The 19429-nt window shown below is 63.7% G+C and carries 16 protein-coding genes; all 16 read left to right on the forward strand.

The window, feature by feature from the left end:
- Positions 1-760 precede the first annotated feature (760 nt).
- The 16 genes from RR842_RS05740 (at position 761) to RR842_RS05815 (ending at position 19260) form a co-directional block, all read left to right on the forward strand.
- On the forward strand, positions 761-1234 hold the full coding sequence (locus tag RR842_RS05740; RefSeq protein ID WP_332512277.1) for a division/cell wall cluster transcriptional repressor MraZ: 474 nt from the start codon (positions 761-763) through the stop codon (positions 1232-1234).
- A 17-nt stretch (positions 1235-1251) separates the two neighbouring features.
- Positions 1252-2211 (forward strand): 16S rRNA (cytosine(1402)-N(4))-methyltransferase RsmH, encoded by a 960-nt coding sequence (rsmH, locus tag RR842_RS05745; protein WP_332512276.1) that lies wholly within the window; start codon positions 1252-1254, stop codon positions 2209-2211.
- A 102-nt stretch (positions 2212-2313) separates the two neighbouring features.
- A complete protein-coding gene (locus RR842_RS05750) occupies positions 2314-2781 on the forward strand; it encodes a cell division protein FtsL (protein WP_332512274.1) in 468 nt (155 codons plus the stop codon).
- Between the two features lie 4 nt (positions 2782-2785).
- Positions 2786-4573: a penicillin-binding protein 2 gene (locus RR842_RS05755; RefSeq protein WP_332721925.1), complete on the forward strand. Its 1788-nt coding sequence runs from the start codon at positions 2786-2788 to the stop codon at positions 4571-4573.
- Between the two features lie 12 nt (positions 4574-4585).
- Positions 4586-6085: a UDP-N-acetylmuramoyl-L-alanyl-D-glutamate--2,6-diaminopimelate ligase gene (locus tag RR842_RS05760; protein ID WP_332721923.1), complete on the forward strand. Its 1500-nt coding sequence runs from the start codon at positions 4586-4588 to the stop codon at positions 6083-6085.
- Between the two features lie 3 nt (positions 6086-6088).
- Positions 6089-7588, forward strand: a complete 1500-nt coding sequence (murF, locus tag RR842_RS05765; protein WP_332729218.1) for a UDP-N-acetylmuramoyl-tripeptide--D-alanyl-D-alanine ligase — start codon at positions 6089-6091, stop codon at positions 7586-7588.
- Positions 7588-8634 carry a phospho-N-acetylmuramoyl-pentapeptide-transferase gene (gene mraY, locus RR842_RS05770; RefSeq protein ID WP_332512269.1) on the forward strand — a complete coding sequence of 349 codons (1047 nt, stop codon included), beginning with the start codon at positions 7588-7590 and terminating at the stop codon, positions 8632-8634. The genes murF and mraY overlap by 1 nt, the downstream gene beginning before the upstream one ends.
- A gap of 3 nt (positions 8635-8637) precedes the next feature.
- Complete coding sequence (gene murD, locus RR842_RS05775; protein WP_332729219.1) at positions 8638-10212, forward strand: UDP-N-acetylmuramoyl-L-alanine--D-glutamate ligase; 1575 nt, start codon at positions 8638-8640, stop codon at positions 10210-10212.
- 11 nt (positions 10213-10223) lie between these two features.
- Entirely contained in the window at positions 10224-11627 is a 1404-nt protein-coding gene (locus RR842_RS05780) for a putative peptidoglycan glycosyltransferase FtsW (protein ID WP_332729221.1), read from the forward strand.
- A 4-nt stretch (positions 11628-11631) separates the two neighbouring features.
- Positions 11632-12732: an undecaprenyldiphospho-muramoylpentapeptide beta-N-acetylglucosaminyltransferase gene (gene murG, locus RR842_RS05785; RefSeq protein WP_332517700.1), complete on the forward strand. Its 1101-nt coding sequence runs from the start codon at positions 11632-11634 to the stop codon at positions 12730-12732.
- Between the two features lie 56 nt (positions 12733-12788).
- The gene (gene murC / locus RR842_RS05790; RefSeq protein WP_332729222.1) at positions 12789-14213 is read left to right on the forward strand and encodes a UDP-N-acetylmuramate--L-alanine ligase; all 1425 of its coding nucleotides are present in this window, start codon (positions 12789-12791) and stop codon (positions 14211-14213) included.
- 9 nt (positions 14214-14222) lie between these two features.
- Positions 14223-15152 (forward strand): UDP-N-acetylmuramate dehydrogenase, encoded by a 930-nt coding sequence (murB, locus tag RR842_RS05795; RefSeq protein ID WP_332710885.1) that lies wholly within the window; start codon positions 14223-14225, stop codon positions 15150-15152.
- Positions 15153-15321: 169 nt separating this feature from the next.
- Positions 15322-16209 (forward strand): FtsQ-type POTRA domain-containing protein, encoded by an 888-nt coding sequence (locus RR842_RS05800; RefSeq protein WP_332521101.1) that lies wholly within the window; start codon positions 15322-15324, stop codon positions 16207-16209.
- 341 nt (positions 16210-16550) lie between these two features.
- The gene (ftsZ, locus tag RR842_RS05805) at positions 16551-17690 is read left to right on the forward strand and encodes a cell division protein FtsZ (protein ID WP_332512258.1); all 1140 of its coding nucleotides are present in this window, start codon (positions 16551-16553) and stop codon (positions 17688-17690) included.
- Positions 17691-18554, forward strand: a complete 864-nt coding sequence (locus tag RR842_RS05810) for a polyphenol oxidase family protein (protein WP_332729224.1) — start codon at positions 17691-17693, stop codon at positions 18552-18554.
- A 4-nt stretch (positions 18555-18558) separates the two neighbouring features.
- Positions 18559-19260, forward strand: a complete 702-nt coding sequence (locus tag RR842_RS05815) for a YggS family pyridoxal phosphate-dependent enzyme (RefSeq protein ID WP_332512255.1) — start codon at positions 18559-18561, stop codon at positions 19258-19260.
- The last annotated feature ends 169 nt before the right edge of the window (positions 19261-19429 follow it).

A 19429-nucleotide genomic window follows, 5' to 3' on the forward strand; every position in this document is an offset into this window, starting at 1 on the left:
CCCCACTAGCCCCACTAGCCCCACTAGCCCCACTAGCCCCACTAGCCCCACTAGCCCCACTAGCTTCGATCCCCCTTTGCGCATGATCTTGGTAAGGCCCGCGCCCTCAGTACGTCCGCCGTGCACAGCCGAGTGTGCCAGCCTTTTCTGAAATCGTACTCAGAATGTCATGGACACAAACGGGCTTCGGGGTCGCTGAAGCGGCACCTATGAAGGCTGTCGGCGTACAAAAGGCCAGTTCGGGAATTCTCGCCTGCCGTATTAGGCCGCTGTAGGCTGCCCCGAGGCCCGTTTTTGTCCACGCCGGAGACGGCCGGGCATTTATCACCGTGGTTTAGCATAGAGGGACCCACCCGCCAGCCCTCCAGCCCACCCGACGCCCGGACCCACCCACCCTCCAGCCCGCCAGCCAGCCATCCGGACCCACTCAGCCCACCCGTCGGCCTCGCTTGGCATGCGGTCGGCCTCCGTGCGGCCGAGGGGGGCGGTGGGACGGAGTGGGAGGGAGCAACACGGAATCTTCGTTTTTGGATTCGTGGTAAAGGATCTGCCTATATGTTGTGGCTGGTTTTTTAGTTTGGCTATATATGGCGCTTAGATTTGAGCGAAGGTGGGCGATCAAGGTTATGCGAGTTCAACGGGTGGGTTTCAAAGTGGCAAAATGGGGGAGAAAGGGCTTAAAAATGTTGCGAAGTGGGGGATTGTGGGATAGAATGCAATGCATCGGAAGCGCAGTGGTAACAACAAACGGAAGGGTGGCATGGCTGACCTCGTCGACAGGACGGAAGGCACCGAGACGACACACGTCGTCGATCTCAACGGTGAGTTCCGCTTCAAAGTCGATGCGAAGGGCCGTGTTTCGCTTCCCGCGAAGTTCCGTCGTGTGCTTTCGACCGATCTGGTAGTAACCCTCAACCCCAAAGACGAGTGCTTGTACGTCTTCGAGTCCACTGGCTTCAACAGCTGGGTGTCGAAGGTGTTCAAGGACAAGTTCGGCGGATACGACGAGACTGACGACTTGCATGTGCGTTTGCGCCGCAAGCTGAAGGCGCGCGCGAAGGACGTCGAGATCGACGCTTCGGGCCGCATTATGCTGCCGGCAGAAGCGCGTGAGGTTGTCGGTATCGACAAGGACGTTGCCGTTGTGGGCAACACCGGTTACTTCGAGATCTGGGATGCAAAGCGTTACGAGTGGCAGGACGATGACACTGATCTTCGCCTGTTGTTCGGCTGATCGTAGACGTGAGCGAAATGACAAGCGAATATCGGCATACACCGGTCTTGCTCGCCGAGTGCCTCGAACAATCCAAACTACAACCACAGCAGACGTTCGTGGATGCAACACTCGGCGGTGCGGGGCATTCCCTCGAAGCGGCCAAGCTCATAGGGCAGGGCGGCACGCTCATCGGCATCGACCAGGATGAAGTGGCACTTGCTGCCGCCCAATCCCGACTCGTTGCACTGCCGGAGAGCCAACGCCCCAACCTGGAACTTTTGCGCGGCAACTTCGGGGATATGGACGAGCTTCTGGTCAGTGCCGAGGTACCCGGGGTCGATGCGTTCCTCTTCGACTTAGGCGTGTCCTCGGTGCAGATAGACACACCGTCTCGCGGCTTCTCCTTTAAGGAGAATGGCCCCCTTGATATGCGGATGGACCCGGGGAAACAAACCCTTAACGCAGCAGAGATCTTGAACACCTACAACGCAGCAGATCTCACTCGGATCATCCGTGCCTACTCAGACGAGAAATGGGCCAGTCGTATTGCGGAGTTCGTCGTGCGGCGACGGCAAAGCGCTCCTTTTGAAACAAGCGAGCAGCTGGTCGAAACCATCAAAGCCGCCATCCCGGCCTCGGCGCGTCGCGCCGGTGGCCATCCGGCGAAACGTACCTTCCAGGCGCTTCGGATTGAGGTCAACTCGGAGCTGGACGTGTTGCGTCGCGGTCTTGACGCTGCTGTCCGCTGGCTCAATCCGGGCGGGCGCCTGGTGGTCATCAGCTACCATTCGCTGGAGGACCGCATCGTGAAGGACACCTTCAATACGTTCGCCAACCGCTGCACCTGCCCGCCTGACCTTCCGGTGTGTATGTGCAACAAGAAGCCGATACTCGACATCGTTACCCGCAAGCCGATAGTGCCTGCACCCGTTGAGGTAGAGCGCAATCCCCGTGCTCGCAGCGCCAAGCTGCGCATCGCACAAAAACGCGCCTAGAACAGACAAGCGACGTCGGGTTCGTCCCGTACGTACGATAAGCAAATCGAATATCCACGACCACCGAAACGCAGCCATTAAACACAGAAAAGGGGGTTGGTCATGGCAGAAGCAGCACGAGCATATTCCTATGGTTCTCCCGCACGCCTACCAGTCCGCCCCGAGCGTCCGCGCGTTCGTGTTGTCCCGGGCCAAAAGCCCCGTACCGGCACCCAGACCGCCCCTTCGAGCCTTGTCGTTTTAGCGAAGGCCGCAGCCGTCGTGCTGGTAGTGGCGGCGCTGCTCTGCTGCCTGCGGGTGGCCATCGGCTCGGCAACGGTGGCTCAGTCCGTCCAAGCCCAGCAGCTGGAAAGTCAGATAGCCCAGGCTCGTGCAGCTGGCAGCAACCTCGAGGTGCGCCAGAGCGCGCTCTCGAATCCTACGAACGTGAAAAACGAGGCCGCCAAGCTGAAGATGGCCGCCCCTGAAACGGTGGGTACGATCGACGTGGGCACCGACGTGGTGGCCACCGATGCGTCCGGCAACCTGTCCCTGTCCGAAAGCGCCCATCTCGCCGCGACCGCGGAGTAACAGCGTGTCAGGCAGGTCCCATAAGCCGCGCATGCCGCGAGGCAGTGCCGGACGAGCACCGTCGTCGCGATCCGCGCGCGCAGCGGGCACGAGCCGCACCGCCGATTCGAGTCGCGTGTTCGTCCCCCTCGTCATATTCGCCGTCCTTGCGGCGCTTTTTCTTGTACGGTTGGTGTACTTGCAGGTTATCGTCGCTCCCACCTATTCTGCCCAGGCGCAGGAGGCTCGCACGGTAGGCTTCGACATCGAGCCACGGCGTGGCACCATCTACGATCGCAACGGCACGGTGCTGGCTGTGAGCGTAGACGCCACCACCATCTACGCAAACCCCTCCGAGGTCGAGGACATCCGCTCCACGGCCTCGGCGTTGGCGGGCGTGCTGGGTGGCGAGGCGGCAGACTTCGAAAGCAAGCTTTCGGCCAACAACACCACGTTCGCTTTCATCCAACGCAAAGCCGACGTGGAAAAGGCGAAGCAGGTAAAAGAGCTGAAGCTCGAAGGCATCTACTTCATTGCCGACACGAAGCGCACTTACCCGAACGGACGGGTGGGGGCGCAGATCATCGGTCTGACCGACATCGACGGCAACGGTTTGAGCGGCCTTGAGAAATACTACGACGACGCCCTCCATGGAGAGGTCGGCCGCTACGAGGCCGAGCGTGGCCGTAACGGCACGCCCATCCCCGGCGGCGTGCGCGAGAAGACACCTGCCGTGGACGGCCAGGACATCATGATAGCCGTCGATATCGAGCTCCAGCAATATGTGGAGGACCGCCTGCTGGCCGACGAGGGAGGGCTTACCGCAGGTGGTGGCAGCGCCGTGGTCATGGATGCCGAGACGGGCGAGATATACGCAGCCGCCTCGCTGCCCCTACTCGACCCCAACGACCGCGAGAACCTCAAGCCCGGCGCGACGGAGCTCCAGGCGGTAACGGACCTGTTCGAGCCTGGCTCCATCTTCAAATCCGTCTCGGCCATGGCTATTTTGGAGTCGGGTACGATGGCACCCGATACCGAGCTGTTCTGTCCGAGCGAGATCGAAGCCGACGGATATATTATCAAGGATGCCCATGACCGCGGAGATGCAACCTACACTCTGCGCCAGATCATGGACCAGTCGTCGAACGTGGGTATTTCGCTGGCCACCGAGAACGCCAGTGCCAACGGCGTGTCGGGCTTCCAGAACCTGTACAACAAGATCAACGAGTACAACCTCCACACGCGCACCGGGGTGGACTACCCCGGCGAGGGCGAAGAGGGCACCGACAACCTAGGCTCGCTGCTGTCCTTCGACAAGTGGGGCAAGGTGCAGGGCTACAACATTAGCTTCGGCCAAGGCGTGTCGGTGACGCCGTTGCAGATGACGCGTTTCTACGGCGCCCTTGCCAACGGTGGGGTGGAATGCACCCCGCATTTCCTGGTGAGCAAGCCGCAGACCGGCGAGACGTTGGAATACGCCACCGAAAAGGTCATCGGCAGCGAGAAGGCGCTCACTGACATGATCGGCATGCTGAAAACCGTGGTCACCGAGGGCACGGGTGCGGATGCTGCCATCGAGGGATACCAGGTGGCAGGCAAGACGTCCACGGCCGAGATATACGACGAGGTGAACGGCGGCTACCGGAAGGGCGTGTACAACATGGCGTTCACCGGCTTCGTTGCGAACTCGACCGGCCCTCAATTGGTTTGTTTTGTGGGTGCCAACGAGACCCAATACGGTTCCATCGTCACGCCAGTGTTTAAGGATATAATGTCAACAGCCATCGACCGTTTCAATATTCTGCCGGAATGAGGATAGATCACCATGGGGAAAACCTGCGCTGAGCTGTTTGCGGGCATCGACTGCACCATCATCGGCAACGAGTCCGAAGAAGTGGGCGGCATCGCCTACCGCAGCGACCGTGTGCAGCCTGGAGATATGTTCTTTTGCATCGTGGGCCTCGCGGCTGACGGGCACTCTTTTGCACAGGATGCCATCGACCGCGGCGCGAAAGTGCTGGTGGTAGAGCGCAAAGTGTACCTGGCCGACGCTACGGATATTACCGAGGTGGTGGCGCGGGACACGCGCAAGGCCATGGCGGCTGCAGCGGCGAACTTCTACGACCATCCGTCGAGCGCTTTCAAGCTGGTGGGCATTACCGGCACCAACGGCAAGACCACCACGACCTATCTGGTGGAGCATATCGCGCACGTGGCCGGCAAGCGCACTGGCGTCATCGGCACGGTGGGCGTGCGCATCGGGCAGGCGATGGAGAAGTCGGCGCATACGACGCCGGAGTCACCCGACTTGCAGCAGATGTTCGCCCGCATGCGCGACGAGCGCTGCGACACCGTAGCCATGGAAGTGAGCTCGCATGCCTTGGACCTGGCGCGCACCTGGGCCACGACCTTTGCTGTCACGGCGTTCTCGAATCTGACGCAGGACCATCTCGACTACCACCACACCTTCGAGGCGTATTTCGAAGCGAAAGCCCTTCTGTTCTCGAAGGACTATCCTGCCAAGCGCGTCATCTGTATTGACGACAAGTGGGGCAAGGAGCTGCTGCGCCGCTGCTCCACTAACGAAGACAACATCGTCACGACGGGCTTCGACGCATCTGCGCAGATCCATCCGGTGAACGTGGAGTACGCTCCCACTCATACCTCCGTGGAGCTTGCGGTACGCGGCACGGTCTACCGCTTTGACTACCCGCTGGTGGGCAAGTTTAACGTGGAGAACATCATGTGCGCGTTCGGCATTGGCTTGCAGCTGGGCTTCTCGCCCGAAGTTATCGTCGACGCGCTGAAAGAGGCCCCGCAGATTCCCGGCCGCCTAGAGCGCGTGCATGCTGCCTGCGACGGCGGGGTGTCGGTGTTCGTGGACTACGCGCATACGCCCGATGCGTTGGAGAAGGCGCTGGGCTCCATCAAAGAACTGACCGCGGGGCGCACTATCTGCGTGTTCGGGTGCGGTGGCGACCGTGATTCGGCCAAGCGTTCCATCATGGGAAAGAACGCGCTTGCGGCGGATTTCGCCGTGGTTACGTCCGATAACCCGCGCCACGAGGACCCGATGGCCATCATCGGCGACATCGTCACGGGCATGGGCTCGGGCGAGGGGCGTTTTGCGGTGGAGGCCGACCGCCGCGCAGCTATCGCGGCTGCCATCGCGCAGGCGCAGGCGGGCGACTCGGTGCTCATTGCGGGCAAGGGCCACGAGGACTACCAGATCGTCGGCGACGAGGTCCGGTCGTTTGACGACTGCATCGTTGCAGCCGAGGAGCTGGAACGAGCGTTCTGCTCGGTCGACAGGACGCAGGGGTAGCTCATGCGCCTGAATGCCAAGCAGATTGCCCGGTGTACGGGCGGCACGTTCGTGGTCGAGGCCATCGACCCGCGGGCGCTGTTGACGGGGCTTACCTGGGACTCGCGTGACGTGGGGCCGGGCGACTTGTACGTAGCGCTTCCGGGCGAGCGCGTTGACGGGCACGACTTTCTGGCCGCGGCGCTGCGTGCCGGCGCCTTAGGCGCCTTGGTCATGCAGCCGGTGGACGAATCCGTCTGCCTTCTGGCCCGCGAACTGGGCTGTGCCCTCATCGACGTGCCTGATACAGCCGCCGCGGTGACCGATCTGGCCCGCGAGTGGCGCACGCACCTGCAGGGACGCGTGATCGCGTTGACGGGCTCGACCGGCAAGACCACTACGAAGAACCTGGTACGCGATGTGCTGGCGAGCGCGCACACGGTCGTGGCTACTGCGGGCAACCAGAACAATGAGCTGGGCGTGCCCAAGACACTCTTGGCTGCCGAGGTCGACACGCAGGCCGTAGTCGTGGAGATGGGCATGCGCGGCGCAGGGCAGATCGCGAGCCTCTGCTCGTTCGTGCGTCCCGATTGGGGCATCGTCGTGAATGTGGGCGAGAGCCATATCGAGCTGCTCGGCAGCCGCGAGAACATCGCCCGTGCCAAAGCCGAGCTTTTCCGCGAGCTTCCCGAGGGTACGGGGCGTGCGTTCGTGAACGCTGCCGACGATTACGCGGACTTCGTGCGCGAGGATGCCCGCCTGGATGTCCGCCGCGTGGAGACGGTGCTGTTCGACGGCTCGTCGGAAGCGAAGCTCCGTCGTGACGGTGCCTCGGCGAGCGAGAAGGCGCGCCCGTCTGTGTGGGCTGAACGTGTCGAGCTCGACGAACAGGGCCGTCCGCGCTTCGAGCTGCATGCGCTTGGATTCGGTGAAGATACCGTAGGCGACCAGCCGGTTGAGGAGGTTGCCTCGTGCACACTCGACCTGCGTGGCCTGCACAACGTGTCCAATGCCTGCGTCGCCGCAGCTGTGGGCCGCGCGTTCGGCATGACGCTTGACGCGGTGGCTGCCGCGCTTGCGGGCGCTGTGCCTGAGGCGGGACGCCAGGAAGTGCTGCGCGCCCGCGCCGGCTTCACGGTGGTGAACGATTCCTACAACGCCAACCCCGACTCCATGCGGGCCTCGCTGCGCACGTTCTGCGCGCTCAAGGTGCCCGGCCGTCATATTGCCGTGCTGGGCGACATGGGCGAGCTGGGAGATTTCGCGCCCGCTTGCCACGAGGGCGTCGGACAGGCTGCTGCCGTGCTGCCGCTGGACCGTTTGGTGTGCGTTGGCGAGCTTTCGGCGCACATTGCCGACGGCGCCCAGGCGGCCGGCATGGACGAGAACCGTATCGTGCGCGCCGCAACTATTGCGGACGTGCTCGGAGAATTGGATACCTGCGTCGAGCCCGGAGACGCTGTCTTGGTGAAAGCGTCGCGCTTCATGGGCCTTGAGCGCGTGGTTGAAGGACTGGTCAACTGATGTTTGCTGTATTCTCGCAATATCCGACGTTCCTGGTTTTCTTGGCTATCGTAGCCGCTATCGTCGTTACCATGGTGCTGACGCCGTTATGGATCAAGTTACTGAGGTCCAGCCAGATCGGCCAGCAGGTGCGCGCCGACGGCCCCGAGAGCCACCTGGTGAAGCAGGGCACGCCTACTATGGGCGGCGTCGTTATGCTGGTGGCCGTCGTTGCTGTGGCGCTCTGTATCGGCATTCCCACGCCCGAGACGTTCGTGTTGCTGGGAGCCACGGTGCTCACCGGCCTGCTGGGGCTCGTCGACGACGCTTCCAAGGTGGTGAAGGAGCGCTCGCTGGGGCTCACCCCCAAAGCGAAGCTGCTCGGTCAGTTCGCCATCGCAACGGCATTCGTGTTGGTGGCGGTGAACTGGCTGGGCGTGTCGCCGGTGGTGGACATCCCCTTCATCATCCAGCTCGACTTCGGCATCCTCACCACGGTCGTGCCTATCGGTGACGGCATCGCCATCCCGTGGCTGTACCTTATCTTCATGAACATCCTGATGGTGGGCATGTGTAACGCCGTGAACCTCACTGACGGCCTTGACGGCCTGGCGGCTGGCACGGTCATGATCGTCATGATCGTCATGGCGGCCATCGCTTACCGCTCCGATATGCTGGAGCCGGCCATCTTCGCGGCCGCCATCGCGGGCGCGTGCATCGGGTTTCTCTGGTTCAACTCGTTTCCGGCCGACATCTTCATGGGCGACACCGGGTCGCTGGCGCTGGGCATGGCGCTGGGTTGTTTGGCCATCATCACGAAAAGCGAGTTCGTGTCGCTGATCATTGGCGGCTTGTTCGTGGCCGAGGCCCTGTCCGTTATGATCCAGGTGGTTTACTACAAGAAGACGAAGAAGCGCATCTTCCTCATGGCGCCGCTGCACCACCACTTCGAGAAAAAGGGGTGGAGCGAGACGAAGGTGGTCGTGCGTTTCTGGATTGTGTCGGGCGTGCTGGCTGCAACCGGGTTCTCGATCTACTTCGCCGAGACGCTCATGGCGGTGATGTAGTACATGGGGGCAGCGGCCATGATACCGGGAAGAAAGCGCGCGCCGGAGAGTTTAGGGCGCGTGCTCGTTTTAGGGCTGGGCAAGAGCGGCCGGGCCGCAGTCGAGTACTGCTTGGGGCAACTGGGCGGGCGCGTCGACGCGCTGGCCGTTGCGGCAGGCGAGCCGACCGAGAGCGCGCACGCCTTCGCGGCGGCCATTGCCGAGCGGGGCGCTACCGTCGCGTTTGGCGAGGGGGCTGTGGGCGAACTGGCGGCGGGTGCCTTAGACGGCCGGTTCGACCTCTGCATTCCCAGTCCCGGCATCCCGCCGTTCTCGCCGTTGTACGTCGGTGCACTCGAAGTGTGTGACGAACTGGTCAGCGAAGTGGAGTTCGCGTGGCGCGAGAGCGATGCGGACAGCCGCTGGGTGGCCGTCACCGGCACGAACGGCAAGACGACGGTAGCCTCGCTCGCCGCTCATGTGCTGCGAGCGGATGGCCGACGCGCAGCCGCGGTGGGCAACATCGGCGATACCTGCATCGAGGCCGTCGTCTCGGGCCGGGTGGACACGTACGTGGCTGAAGTGTCGTCCTATCAGCTTGCTTCGACCAGCGCGTTCGCGCCCGATGTGGCCGTGCTGCTGAACATCACCCCCGACCACCTGCATTGGCACGGTACCTTCGAGGCGTACCGCGCAGCGAAATGCAAAGTTTTGGAGAACCTGGCAACCGTCGCAGGTGCGACGGCCGTGCTCGATGCAACAAACGACATCGTGCGGGCCGAGGTGCGCCGCCTGCGAGCGCAGACACCGGAGGAGCGTGGCTTCGCGTACGTGCCTCTGGGCACGTACGCGGGGCTCGACGGCGACATGCGCATGCGCTGCGGCAGCGACAATGCGGCATTCTTGGGTTGGGACGGCCTGCTGCGCATTGCGCTGGGTGGGTGCGAGCACGCGCTGGTGCGTGCCGACGAGCTTCTGATCGAGGGCGAGCACAACGTCTCCAATGCGCTTGCCGCCGCTGCTGCGGCGCTGGCGCTGGGTGCCGATGGCGTGCGCGTGGCGCACGGCCTGCGCACGTTCGAGCCGCTGGAGCACCGTATCGAGCCCTGCGGTACCGTGGGTGGCGTCTCTTGCTACAACGACTCCAAGGCCACGAACGTCGATGCGACACTGAAGGCGCTCTCGTCCTTTCCGGGCAAGCGCGTGGTCGTGCTGCTGGGCGGCGACGACAAGGGGACCGACCTCGCACCGCTGGTAGAGGCGGCTCGCATTGCTGCATCGGTTGCTGTTTGCTTCGGATCCGCAGGAGAGCGTTTTGCTGCCGCGTTCGAGGCTCCGGCGGCTTGCCATCCCTCGGAAGCGGCCGACGCTGCGGAAACCCTCGCTGACGTTGGGGGACTTGCGAGCGACAGCTTCCTCGTTGTCCGCGCCTCCCACCTGGAAGATGCTTTCGACGCGGCTCTTCGCGTTGCCCAGCCGGGTGATGTGCTGCTGCTGTCGCCGGCCTGCGCCTCGTTCGACGAGTTCGGCTCGTTCGAGCAGCGCGGGCGCGCCTTCAAGGCCCTCGTAGCCGATCGCGCTGCACGCGCGGGGGCATAGGGGGCATCGCCATGGTAGCCAAAGCCGCACGTGCGGGGCGGGAGGTTCCCGAGCATATCCTGGGGCCTCGCCTCATCCTGCTCTTGTCGGTTCTAGCGCTGACGCTCCTCGGCTTTGTCATGATCTATTCCACCTCGTCGGTCATCGCGCTGTCCAACGCCGATTCGGTGGATGCCGTCAACACCCTGACCGATATGCTCAATCAGGTTAAATTTGCCCTGGTGGGCATTGTGTTGGCCCTTATCACCTGGAAGTTCGTTCCCTACTCTCTCTGGCGCAGCAATATCGTATGGGCGGTATGGCTTCTTGCGTTTGTGCTCTTGGTGGCTACCATCTTTTCGGGCGCGGGTCAGGACGAGTGGGGGGCGCAGCGCTGGCTTGTCCTCGGACCGGTGAACTTGCAGCCCTCTGAGTTCGCCAAGATAGCCCTTGTGCTCGTAGCGGCACGCCTGTTCATGGACTTCCGAGAGGGGCTGCTCGGCGTTCCGCAGTTCTTCGTGATGGTGTTCGTGCTCGTGCTGTCCCCGGTGCTCATCATCCTCGGCCCGCAGTCCGACTTGGGCACGGCCATGATCTGCGTCGTGGGTATTTTGGCGGTTATGTGGCTCGGCGAGGTGCCTTGGCGTACCCTGGCGCTGGTCGCAGGCGTGGTCGTCGCCCTCGGTCTGGTGGGCATCTTCGGCACGGAATACCGTCGCGAGCGCTTGCTGGTGTTCATGAACCCTTGGGAAGACGGCGAGGGGGGCTATGGCAATGGCTACCAGATCATCCACTCGCTGTACGCGCTTTCCAGCGGCGGGCTGTTCGGGGTGGGGCTGGGCAACTCGCACGAGAAGTACCTGTACCTCACGCAGTCCGACACCGACTTTATCTTCGCTATTATCGGCGAGGAGCTGGGCTTGGTGGGTGCGCTTGCCGTCATTGCGCTGTTCTTGGCGCTGCTGTATGCCGGCATGCGCATTGCACGGTCGGCACCGGATAACTTCGGCACCATGGTGGCGGGCGGCTGCACTATCATGATAGCGTTCCAGGCGTTCCTCAACATCGCCATGGTTATAGGCTGGTTCCCGGTCGTGGGCAAGCCGCTGCCGTTCGTGTCGTCGGGCGGCTCTTCCCTCATCGCTACGTTCATCATGGTGGGGCTGATATTGTCGGTGTCGCAAGGCGCTGCCACCGAGCCAAGCGTCTACGAGCGTCGCCGAGCCGACTTGCGTATCGTGCGCGCCGAGCCGGAGCCGGTGCGGGAGCCGGTGCGCAGCGGGCGTCGCAGCAGCTCGGATGCCGAGGCTCCCTCGGGCGCATCGCGTCGCTCGGGCGGTATCAGTTGGGATGCGCTCAGTTCGCGCGGCTCGAAACGAAACGATGCGGATGCGGGGCGGTCGGGTGGCTCGTCGTCGCGCAGAGGCAGGAGGTAGCATCATGTTGGTCGTCCTCTCCGGCGGTGGAACCGCCGGCCATATCAATCCGGCGCTCGCGCTGGCGGACGTGCTGGTCGAACGCGGCTGTGACGTGCGCTTTGCCGGCACGCCCACGGGCGTGGAAGCGCGCCTGGTGGCCGAAGCTGGCATACCCTTCACCGGTTTCGAGGCGGCCGGCTTCGACCGAAGCCGGCCGCTCACCCTGCTGACATCCACGTTGAAGCTGCAGAAAAGCACGGGTAAGGCCAAGCGATGGTTCGGCGAGATACGGCCCGACGTGGTGGTGGGCTTCGGCGGCTACGTATGCATTCCGGTGGCGCGCGCTGCCGAGCAGTGCGGCATCCCGGTTGTGGTTCACGAGCAGAACTCGGTCATGGGCATGGCCAACAAGTATCTGGCCCGTCGCGCAGCGGCCGTGTGCCTGACCTACGAGCATGCTGCCGGTGCGCTCGACGCACGGGCACGAGATCGCGTGGTGGTCACGGGCAACCCGGTGCGTGCTTCGGTGTTTTCGGCCACGCGCCAGCAGGGGCGCGAATTGCTGGGTATCCCCGAGGATGCGCGCATGCTGTTGGTCACGGGTGGTAGCCTGGGTGCGCGGCACCTGAACCAGGCCGTCTGCGCCTTGAAGGAGGCGCTTCTGTCCTACGACGACCTGCATGTCGTGCAGGTGACGGGCCCTCGGGAACTCGAGGCTGTCACGCACGAGTTGGCGCTGACTTCCGCTGAGCAGCAGCGCTGGCACCTGTTCGGCTATCAGGATCGTATGGGCGAGGTCATGGCGGCGGCCGACGCCATCGTATCGCGTGCAGGCGCCACGTCGCTTGCCGAGATAGCGGCACGCGCCCTGCCAGCGCTGCTCGTGCCGTTTCCGCATGCGACGGAGGATCACCAGACCACGAATGCGCGTTCCTACGTCGATGCCGGCTGCGCCTTCATGATCGCCGATGCCGAAGTGGACACTCCCGAGTTCGGGCACCTGGTGTGCACGTTGGTCGAAGATGCAGAGGTACGTGCGCGCATGAGCGAGGCGGCGCGCGCGCAAAAGGCGCGCGATGCGGCGGCTAAGTTGGCAGATGTTGTGATGGATGCAGCGCGGTGAGTCCCCTATGGGCTACCATGGAAGCGCACTCATAAGGGAAGGGCTGTAACAGCACTATGGAAAACCAACGTATCGAATCGGTGCATTTCATCGGGGTCGGCGGCGTGGGCATGAGCGGTATCGCGCGCGTTGCCTTCGACCAGGGCATGCGCGTGAGCGGGTCTGACTTGAAGGAGAGCCGCTACACCAAGCAGCTTAAAAACGCCGGTATCGACGTGCATATCGGGCACGATCCGGCGAATATCCCCGAAGGGGTGGACGTCGTCGTGGTGTCCACGGCCATCCTTGCCAACAACCCCGAGCTCATCGCCGCCCACGAACGCGCCTTGACCATCTGGCACCGTGCGCAGATGCTCGCGCATCTGGGAAGCGATCTGTGCACGCTTGCCGTGGCGGGTACGCACGGCAAGACGACCACGTCGTCCATGCTGGCCAGCGTCATGGACGCTATCGGGGAAGATCCCACGTTCCTCATCGGTGGCATCGTGCGTGCCTACGGCACTAATGCCCACTCGGGTGCAGGTCGTCATTACGTGGTGGAAGCAGATGAGAGCGACAAGTCGTTCACCTATCTGTCGCCGCATGCCGTGCTGGTCACGAACATCGAAGCCGACCATCTGGACCACTACCGCGACTTAGACGAGATCTACGAGAAGTTCAGCGCGTTCATCTCGTCAGTTCCGGCGGACGGCGTATGCGTCGCCTGCGCCGAGGACGAGGCCCTCACGACGCTTGCCCGTGCAACGGGCCGCACGCTGCTCACCTACGGCTTCGGCGAGGATTGCGACATTCGCATCCTTGGCTGGGAGCCGCATGGCGTAGGCAGCGAGTTTCGCCTGCGCCTGCCCGATGGGCGCGAGATAGCAGCGGGCCTCAAGCAGAACCCTGGCGAGCATAATGTGCTGAACGCTGCCGGCGTCATCGGATTGGTGGATGCACTCGGCATGGATGCCGTGGCAGCCGCTGCTGCGCTGGTCGACTTCGCGGGTGTGCGGCGTCGCTTCGACCTGGTGGGAGACGTGGCCGGCATTACGGTGGTGGACGACTACGCGCACCACCCTACCGAGATCGCCGCTACCATCGAGGCGGCCTCCAAATTGGGGTACCGCCATGTGCACGTGCTGTTCCAGCCGCACCGCTACTCGCGTGCCTCCCTGTTCACCGAGGTGCTGCACGACGAGTTCGCACGTGCGTTCGACGCAGCCGATTCGGTCACGTTCATGGACGTGTACCCGGCGGGCGAGGCTCCCGTGCCCGGTGTGAGCGGCAAGACGTTCCTGAACGTCGTGCTGGATCACGCGGCGCATCCGGATGCCGCTTACGTGCCGCGACGCATCGAGGTCGTGCCGTACCTCGCCTCGAAGGCGGCCGCAGGCGATCTGGTCATCACCATGGGCGCAGGCGATGTGACGGCTATCGGGCCGCAGCTGGTGGATGCGCTGTCCCACGCGCAGGTGCCGTCCGCTGCAGTGCGGGACTGAGGGCGCGCCGTGACTGCACGCCATGCCTCATCCGCCCTCGAGGCGCTGCTCGTCGACGACAAGTTCGACGGCGACGTGTACCCGGCCGAGCCCATGGCCCGGCACACCATGTACCGCATTGGGGGCCCTGCGCGTTTCTATGTGCAGGTTGCTTCGGTGGGCGCCCTTGCGCGCCTGATAGACGTGTGTGATCTTATGGACGTGCCCTGGGTGGTCGTGGGTCGGGGGAGCAACCTGCTCGTGGCCGACGAGGGTTTTCCCGGTGTGGTCGTCACGCTCGGACGCGATTTCCGCACGTGTCGCTTTGACGAGGAGGTCGGACGGTTCTGCGTAGGTGCGGGCGTGCCGCTGTCGTCAGTGGTACAGGAGGCGTTCCGCCGTTCGCTAGCGGGCCTCGAGTTCTGCGTGGGCACACCGGGTACGGTAGGTGGGGCCCTGCGCATGAACGCGGGATCGCGCGATGAATGGATCGGCGAGCGCGTGGCGTCGGTGACGACGTTCTCCCCAAGCAAGGGGCTTGCGCGCCGTGCGGGCGACGAGATCGCGTGGGCGTACCGCTCAAGCTCGTTTTTGCCTGACGAGGTCGTCGTCGAATGCGAACTTTCCGTAGAGCCTGCCGATCCTTTCTTCATACGCGGTAAGATGGAGGCATCGCTGGCTCGGCGGAAGAAGACGCAACCGCTCACGGACCCTTCGTGCGGCAGCGTGTTCCGCAACCCGACAGGCGATTCGGCCGGCTCGCTCGTTGAGCGAGCGGGTTTGAGAGGCACCCGCTGCGGCGGTGCACAGGTGTCGGAGGTACACGCGAATTTCATCGTGAACACGGGCGATGCTACGGCGCGCGACGTGAAAGATCTCATTGAACTCGTACAGGCAAAGGTAAACGAAACCTATGGCATCGAATTACAACCGGAAGTCCGCTTCCTCGGGTTCGCGTAAGGCGCCCGCACGCGGGCGCGCCCAGGCGCCTTCCGGCAGGACGCCGCGTACGTCGGCCCCTCGAGCTACGGGGCGGCCCTCTGCCCGCAGTAGCGCTGCAAGTCGCCCTTCCTCCGGCCGCCCTTCCGCGCCGGCATCCTCGCGCGCGTCCCAGCAGGGATACCGCGCCATGCCGGGGGGTCGCTACGCTTCCCGCTCCGGTGGCGCCCGGCCGCAGCAGCGGCTTACCTCGGTGCGCGTGGGCGATGTGGCACCGCGCGAGCGCGGCGACCGGGCGCAGAAAACGTACCGGCGCTACGTGGTGCGCCTGGCTGTCATAGCTGGAGTAGCGGCGGCGTTGATCATTGGCGGTATCGCTGTGTACGGCTCCAGCCTGTTCGCTATAGAGAATGTGTCTGTGACCGGCGTGGAGCACCTCACCTCAGCCGACATGGAGGCCATGGCCAGCGTGCCTGCGGACACGACGCTTTTGCGCGTGGACGCTTCCGGCATACGCAACAGCCTGCTCCAGAACGCCTGGGTGCAGGATGTCGAGGTGAAGCGTGTGTTTCCCAACACACTTGAGCTGGCGGTGACCGAGCGCACTATTAAGGCTACCGTCGAGGTGCCCACCGACGATGCGAAGACTGTAAGGAAGTGGGCGGTCGCTTCGGACCATATGTGGCTCATGCCCATTCCCGACCAGGACTCCGAAGCTGGCAAGAAGACCAGTCCGAAGATATACGAGGATGCCGCCGCGGCGCTTTCCGTCGTCGATGTGCCGTACGGCACGAAGGCTGGGATCGGCACCTACTGCACCGACGCCACCGTGAACAACGCGCTTGACATCGTGTCCGGCATGACGACGGAGCTTTCCGGCCGGGTGAAGACCGTGTCGGCTGCGGGAGCCGAGGAGACGAAGCTTGTGCTGGACGACGGCACCGAGATCGCGTTTGGCAAGGCTGAGAATATTCGCGATAAGGAACGCGTCGTGCTGAAGATCATGGAGGAGAACCCCGGGGTGGTCTATGTCAACGTGCGCGTCGTGGAGAGACCTACCTGGAGGTCGCTCTCGTAACCTGCGGGACGGCGGATGCCCGGAAGGGTCCGCCGCTCGGGCACGTCCTGAGGTCGCGCGAACAGCCCGCTGGGCTGTTCGGCTCCTGCGGAATCTCGCGGCGGACCCTTCCGGGCATCCGCCTGGGCGCAGGTTCTTTCGCTGGGAGGAGAGGGATTGTTGGGGGGATGGCTCTTGTGGGGAGGCTTCGTGTGGGCGGGAAGTTACTGTTTTTCTACTTATTTGTATTTCGTCCGTGTCTAATTTGCAATCGGACTTGCATCGTGTACAATAACCCCACGTGAAGTGTACCACGGTAGGGAAACGCAGCTTAAATAACGCAGCAGGTGTGGAGGATAACAATGCCAAACAAAATGGGTTCCGAGCATTTGGCGGTCATTAAGGTCGTCGGTGTCGGAGGCGGCGGCACGAATGCCGTGAACCGCATGGTCGAGGCGGGTGTGCGCGGAGTCGAGTTCATCGCCGTCAACACCGACCGCCAGGCACTGCTCATGTCGGATGCCGACAAGACTATCCACATCGGCGAGGAGCTGACGCGCGGCTTGGGCGCCGGCGCGAATCCCGAGGTGGGATGCCAGGCGGCCGAGGAGAGCCGTGCGGAGATCCGCGAAGCGCTCGCCGAGGCGGACATGGTGTTCGTCACGGCTGGCGAGGGCGGTGGCACCGGAACGGGCGCTGCCCCTATCATTGCCGAGATCGCGCGCGAGGAGATCGGCGCGCTTACCGTAGGCGTGGTCACCAAGCCCTTCTCGTTCGAGGGTCGTACTCGTCGCAACCAAGCGGAGCAGGGCGTCGATCTGCTGTCCCAGAAAGTCGACACGCTCATCGTCATCCCGAACGACCGCTTGCTTGAGATCGTGGACAAGAAGACCAGCATGCTCGACGCGTTCCGTATCGCCGACGACACGCTGCGCCAGGGCATCCAGGGCGTCACGGACCTCATTACCATCCCCGGCCTGATCAACCTTGACTTTGCGGATATCCGCACCGTCATGAAGGACGCGGGTACGGCCATGATGGGCATCGGCATCTCCTCGGGCGAGAACCGTGCCCTCGATGCTGCCCAGCAGGCCACGAACTCGAACCTCCTCGAGACGTCCATTGCGGGCGCCTCGCGTGTTCTGTTCTCCATCGCTGGTGGCCCGGACCTGACGCTTACCGAGGTCGACGCTGCTGCCCGCACGGTCGAGGCCTGCGCCGACGACAACGCTAACATCATCTATGGCCAGATCGTCGACGAGGGCATGGGCGACCAGGTGCGCATCACCGTCATCGCGACCGGCTTCAAGAACGGCTCGCAGCAGCAGTCTGCCATGGACTTCTCGCCGCGCAAGGATCTGTTCGCGTCCACGGTCTCCGAGCCGTCGATGTCGTCTCTGTCCCAGCCGTCCGCACCTCCGGCGTCCTACTCTACGACGTCCGGCAACGGTCGCTTTGCAGACGAGGATTACATTCCCGACTTCCTGAAGCGTCAGCGCTAGGTGCAAGGCGACTGCACGATACAGGCTGAGCGGCTGCCGATTCCAGAACTCGACGCGCGCCTTTTTGGCGCGCGTCGCTTATCAGCGCTCACCGATGAGGAGCTGTTTGCCCGTACGGGCGTGCGCATCGCGTTCACCGGGCGTGCAGGGGGTGTGAGCGAGGGCCCGTTTTCTGCTCTCAACCTGGGCGGGCACGTCGGCGACGATGCGCAGGCCGTGGCCCGAAACCGTACCTTGCTGCTTGAGGCGATGGATGCAGCGCACGCGCCGTTGGTCATGGCGAACCAGGTGCATGGCGACCGGATTGTTGAGGTGCGCGCATCCGATGCCCCCTCTCTTGAGGCGGTGCGTGCGCTTGCGCTGGCAGGTGCCGATGTGCTGGTAGTAGAGGTGCCCCAGGTGGCTGCTTTGCTCTGCTTCGCCGATTGCGTGCCGGTTATCATCGTGTCGCCCACCGGACGCTTCGCGGTTGTCCATGCCGGTTGGCGTGGTGCCGTGGCGGGCGTTGCCGGCAAGGCCGTGCAGCAGCTCGCCGAGCGCGATGAGCCTTCGCTGGGTATCGAGGCGGCTGCTGCGTACAACGCCTATATCGGCCCCCATATCCACGCAGGGTGCTTTGAGACCGGCCTCGATGTGAGGGCGCAGTTTGTCGAGCGGTTCGGCCCGGCCGTGGCGCCTGATGGCCGCCATGTCGATTTGGCACGAGCCGTAGCATCGGACCTCGAGGCTGCGGGTCTGCATGCGCAGCGCATCGTCGATGCGGGCGTGTGCACGGCCTGCCATCCGGATGCGTACTTCTCCTATCGGGCGACGGGTGGTACCTGCGGGCGCCACGGTGCCTTCGCTGTTTTGCAGAAAGGGTGATTCTATGGGTATCGAGCAGCGCTTCGAGCGGGTGGCCGACGAGGTGGCCGAAGTCTGCCGCGCAGCGGGACGCAATCCGGGCGAGGTGCGCATCGTGGCCGTGTCGAAAACGGTGGGACCCGAGGCCGTACGCCAGGCAGTAACCGGGGGAGCTCATGATTTCGGCGAGAATCGCCCCGACAGCCTGATGGAGAAAGCGGCCCTCTATCCCGACGAGACCTGGCATTTCATCGGCAACATCCAATCTCGCCGTATACCCGCCATCGTGGGTTCGGCAACGCTCATCCATTCGCTCTATGAAGAGCGCCATGCGCGCAAGATCGACGAGGCTGCTGCCGCTGCGGGCAAGGTGCAGGATGTGCTGCTTGAGGTGAATGTGTCGGGAGAGGCCAGTAAGAGCGGCCTGGCGCCAGACGATGTGGCGAAGCTGCTGGACGTGTGCGGCCAGCTTTCCCACGTGCGGGTGCGCGGCCTCATGACCATGGCGCCACGGGGTGAGAGGTGCGCGGCACATGACGCGTTCGAGGGTCTGGCTCGCTTGCAAGCCGTGTTGCGCAGCGGTATGCGTGCAGATCGGGCCGCAGTATTCGATGGGCTTTCTATGGGCATGAGCGAAGACTGGCGCGAGGCTGTGCGTGCGGGCGCTACCATAGTGCGCATCGGGCGCGCGATCTTCGACGACGCCTTTGAGGACGTACCGTTCTAACAGTCGGAATGCCGGCTGCGCAAGGTTGCCCGCGCGCCGGAGGCTCGAAGCCGTCCGCTGGGCGGATGGCCATACAAACAGTGGGGACACGCAGCGGCGGCTCGACCGTCGGATAAGAAACGAAGCAGGTGGTGAACATGGAGCTGCCCAAGATCATGAAATCGGAACG

Source organism: Gordonibacter sp. (assembly GCF_036667095.1).
Lineage (GTDB): Bacteria > Actinomycetota > Coriobacteriia > Coriobacteriales > Eggerthellaceae > Gordonibacter.

What these genes read in the sequence shown, in the direction of transcription:
- murC (WP_332729222.1), top strand. Translation starts at nt 12,789, where the DNA reads ATGGAAAACCAACGTATCGAATCGGTGCATTTCATCGGGGTCGGCGGC.
- mraY (WP_332512269.1), top strand. Translation starts at nt 7,588, where the DNA reads ATGTTTGCTGTATTCTCGCAATATCCGACGTTCCTGGTTTTCTTGGCT.
- RR842_RS05750 (WP_332512274.1), top strand. Translation starts at nt 2,314, where the DNA reads ATGGCAGAAGCAGCACGAGCATATTCCTATGGTTCTCCCGCACGCCTA.
- RR842_RS05740 (WP_332512277.1), top strand. Translation starts at nt 761, where the DNA reads ATGGCTGACCTCGTCGACAGGACGGAAGGCACCGAGACGACACACGTC.
- rsmH (WP_332512276.1), top strand. Translation starts at nt 1,252, where the DNA reads ATGACAAGCGAATATCGGCATACACCGGTCTTGCTCGCCGAGTGCCTC.
- RR842_RS05780 (WP_332729221.1), top strand. Translation starts at nt 10,224, where the DNA reads ATGGTAGCCAAAGCCGCACGTGCGGGGCGGGAGGTTCCCGAGCATATC.
- murF (WP_332729218.1), top strand. Translation starts at nt 6,089, where the DNA reads ATGCGCCTGAATGCCAAGCAGATTGCCCGGTGTACGGGCGGCACGTTC.
- murD (WP_332729219.1), top strand. Translation starts at nt 8,638, where the DNA reads ATGGGGGCAGCGGCCATGATACCGGGAAGAAAGCGCGCGCCGGAGAGT.
- RR842_RS05815 (WP_332512255.1), top strand. Translation starts at nt 18,559, where the DNA reads ATGGGTATCGAGCAGCGCTTCGAGCGGGTGGCCGACGAGGTGGCCGAA.
- murG (WP_332517700.1), top strand. Translation starts at nt 11,632, where the DNA reads ATGTTGGTCGTCCTCTCCGGCGGTGGAACCGCCGGCCATATCAATCCG.
- RR842_RS05800 (WP_332521101.1), top strand. Translation starts at nt 15,322, where the DNA reads ATGCCGGGGGGTCGCTACGCTTCCCGCTCCGGTGGCGCCCGGCCGCAG.
- RR842_RS05760 (WP_332721923.1), top strand. Translation starts at nt 4,586, where the DNA reads ATGGGGAAAACCTGCGCTGAGCTGTTTGCGGGCATCGACTGCACCATC.
- ftsZ (WP_332512258.1), top strand. Translation starts at nt 16,551, where the DNA reads ATGCCAAACAAAATGGGTTCCGAGCATTTGGCGGTCATTAAGGTCGTC.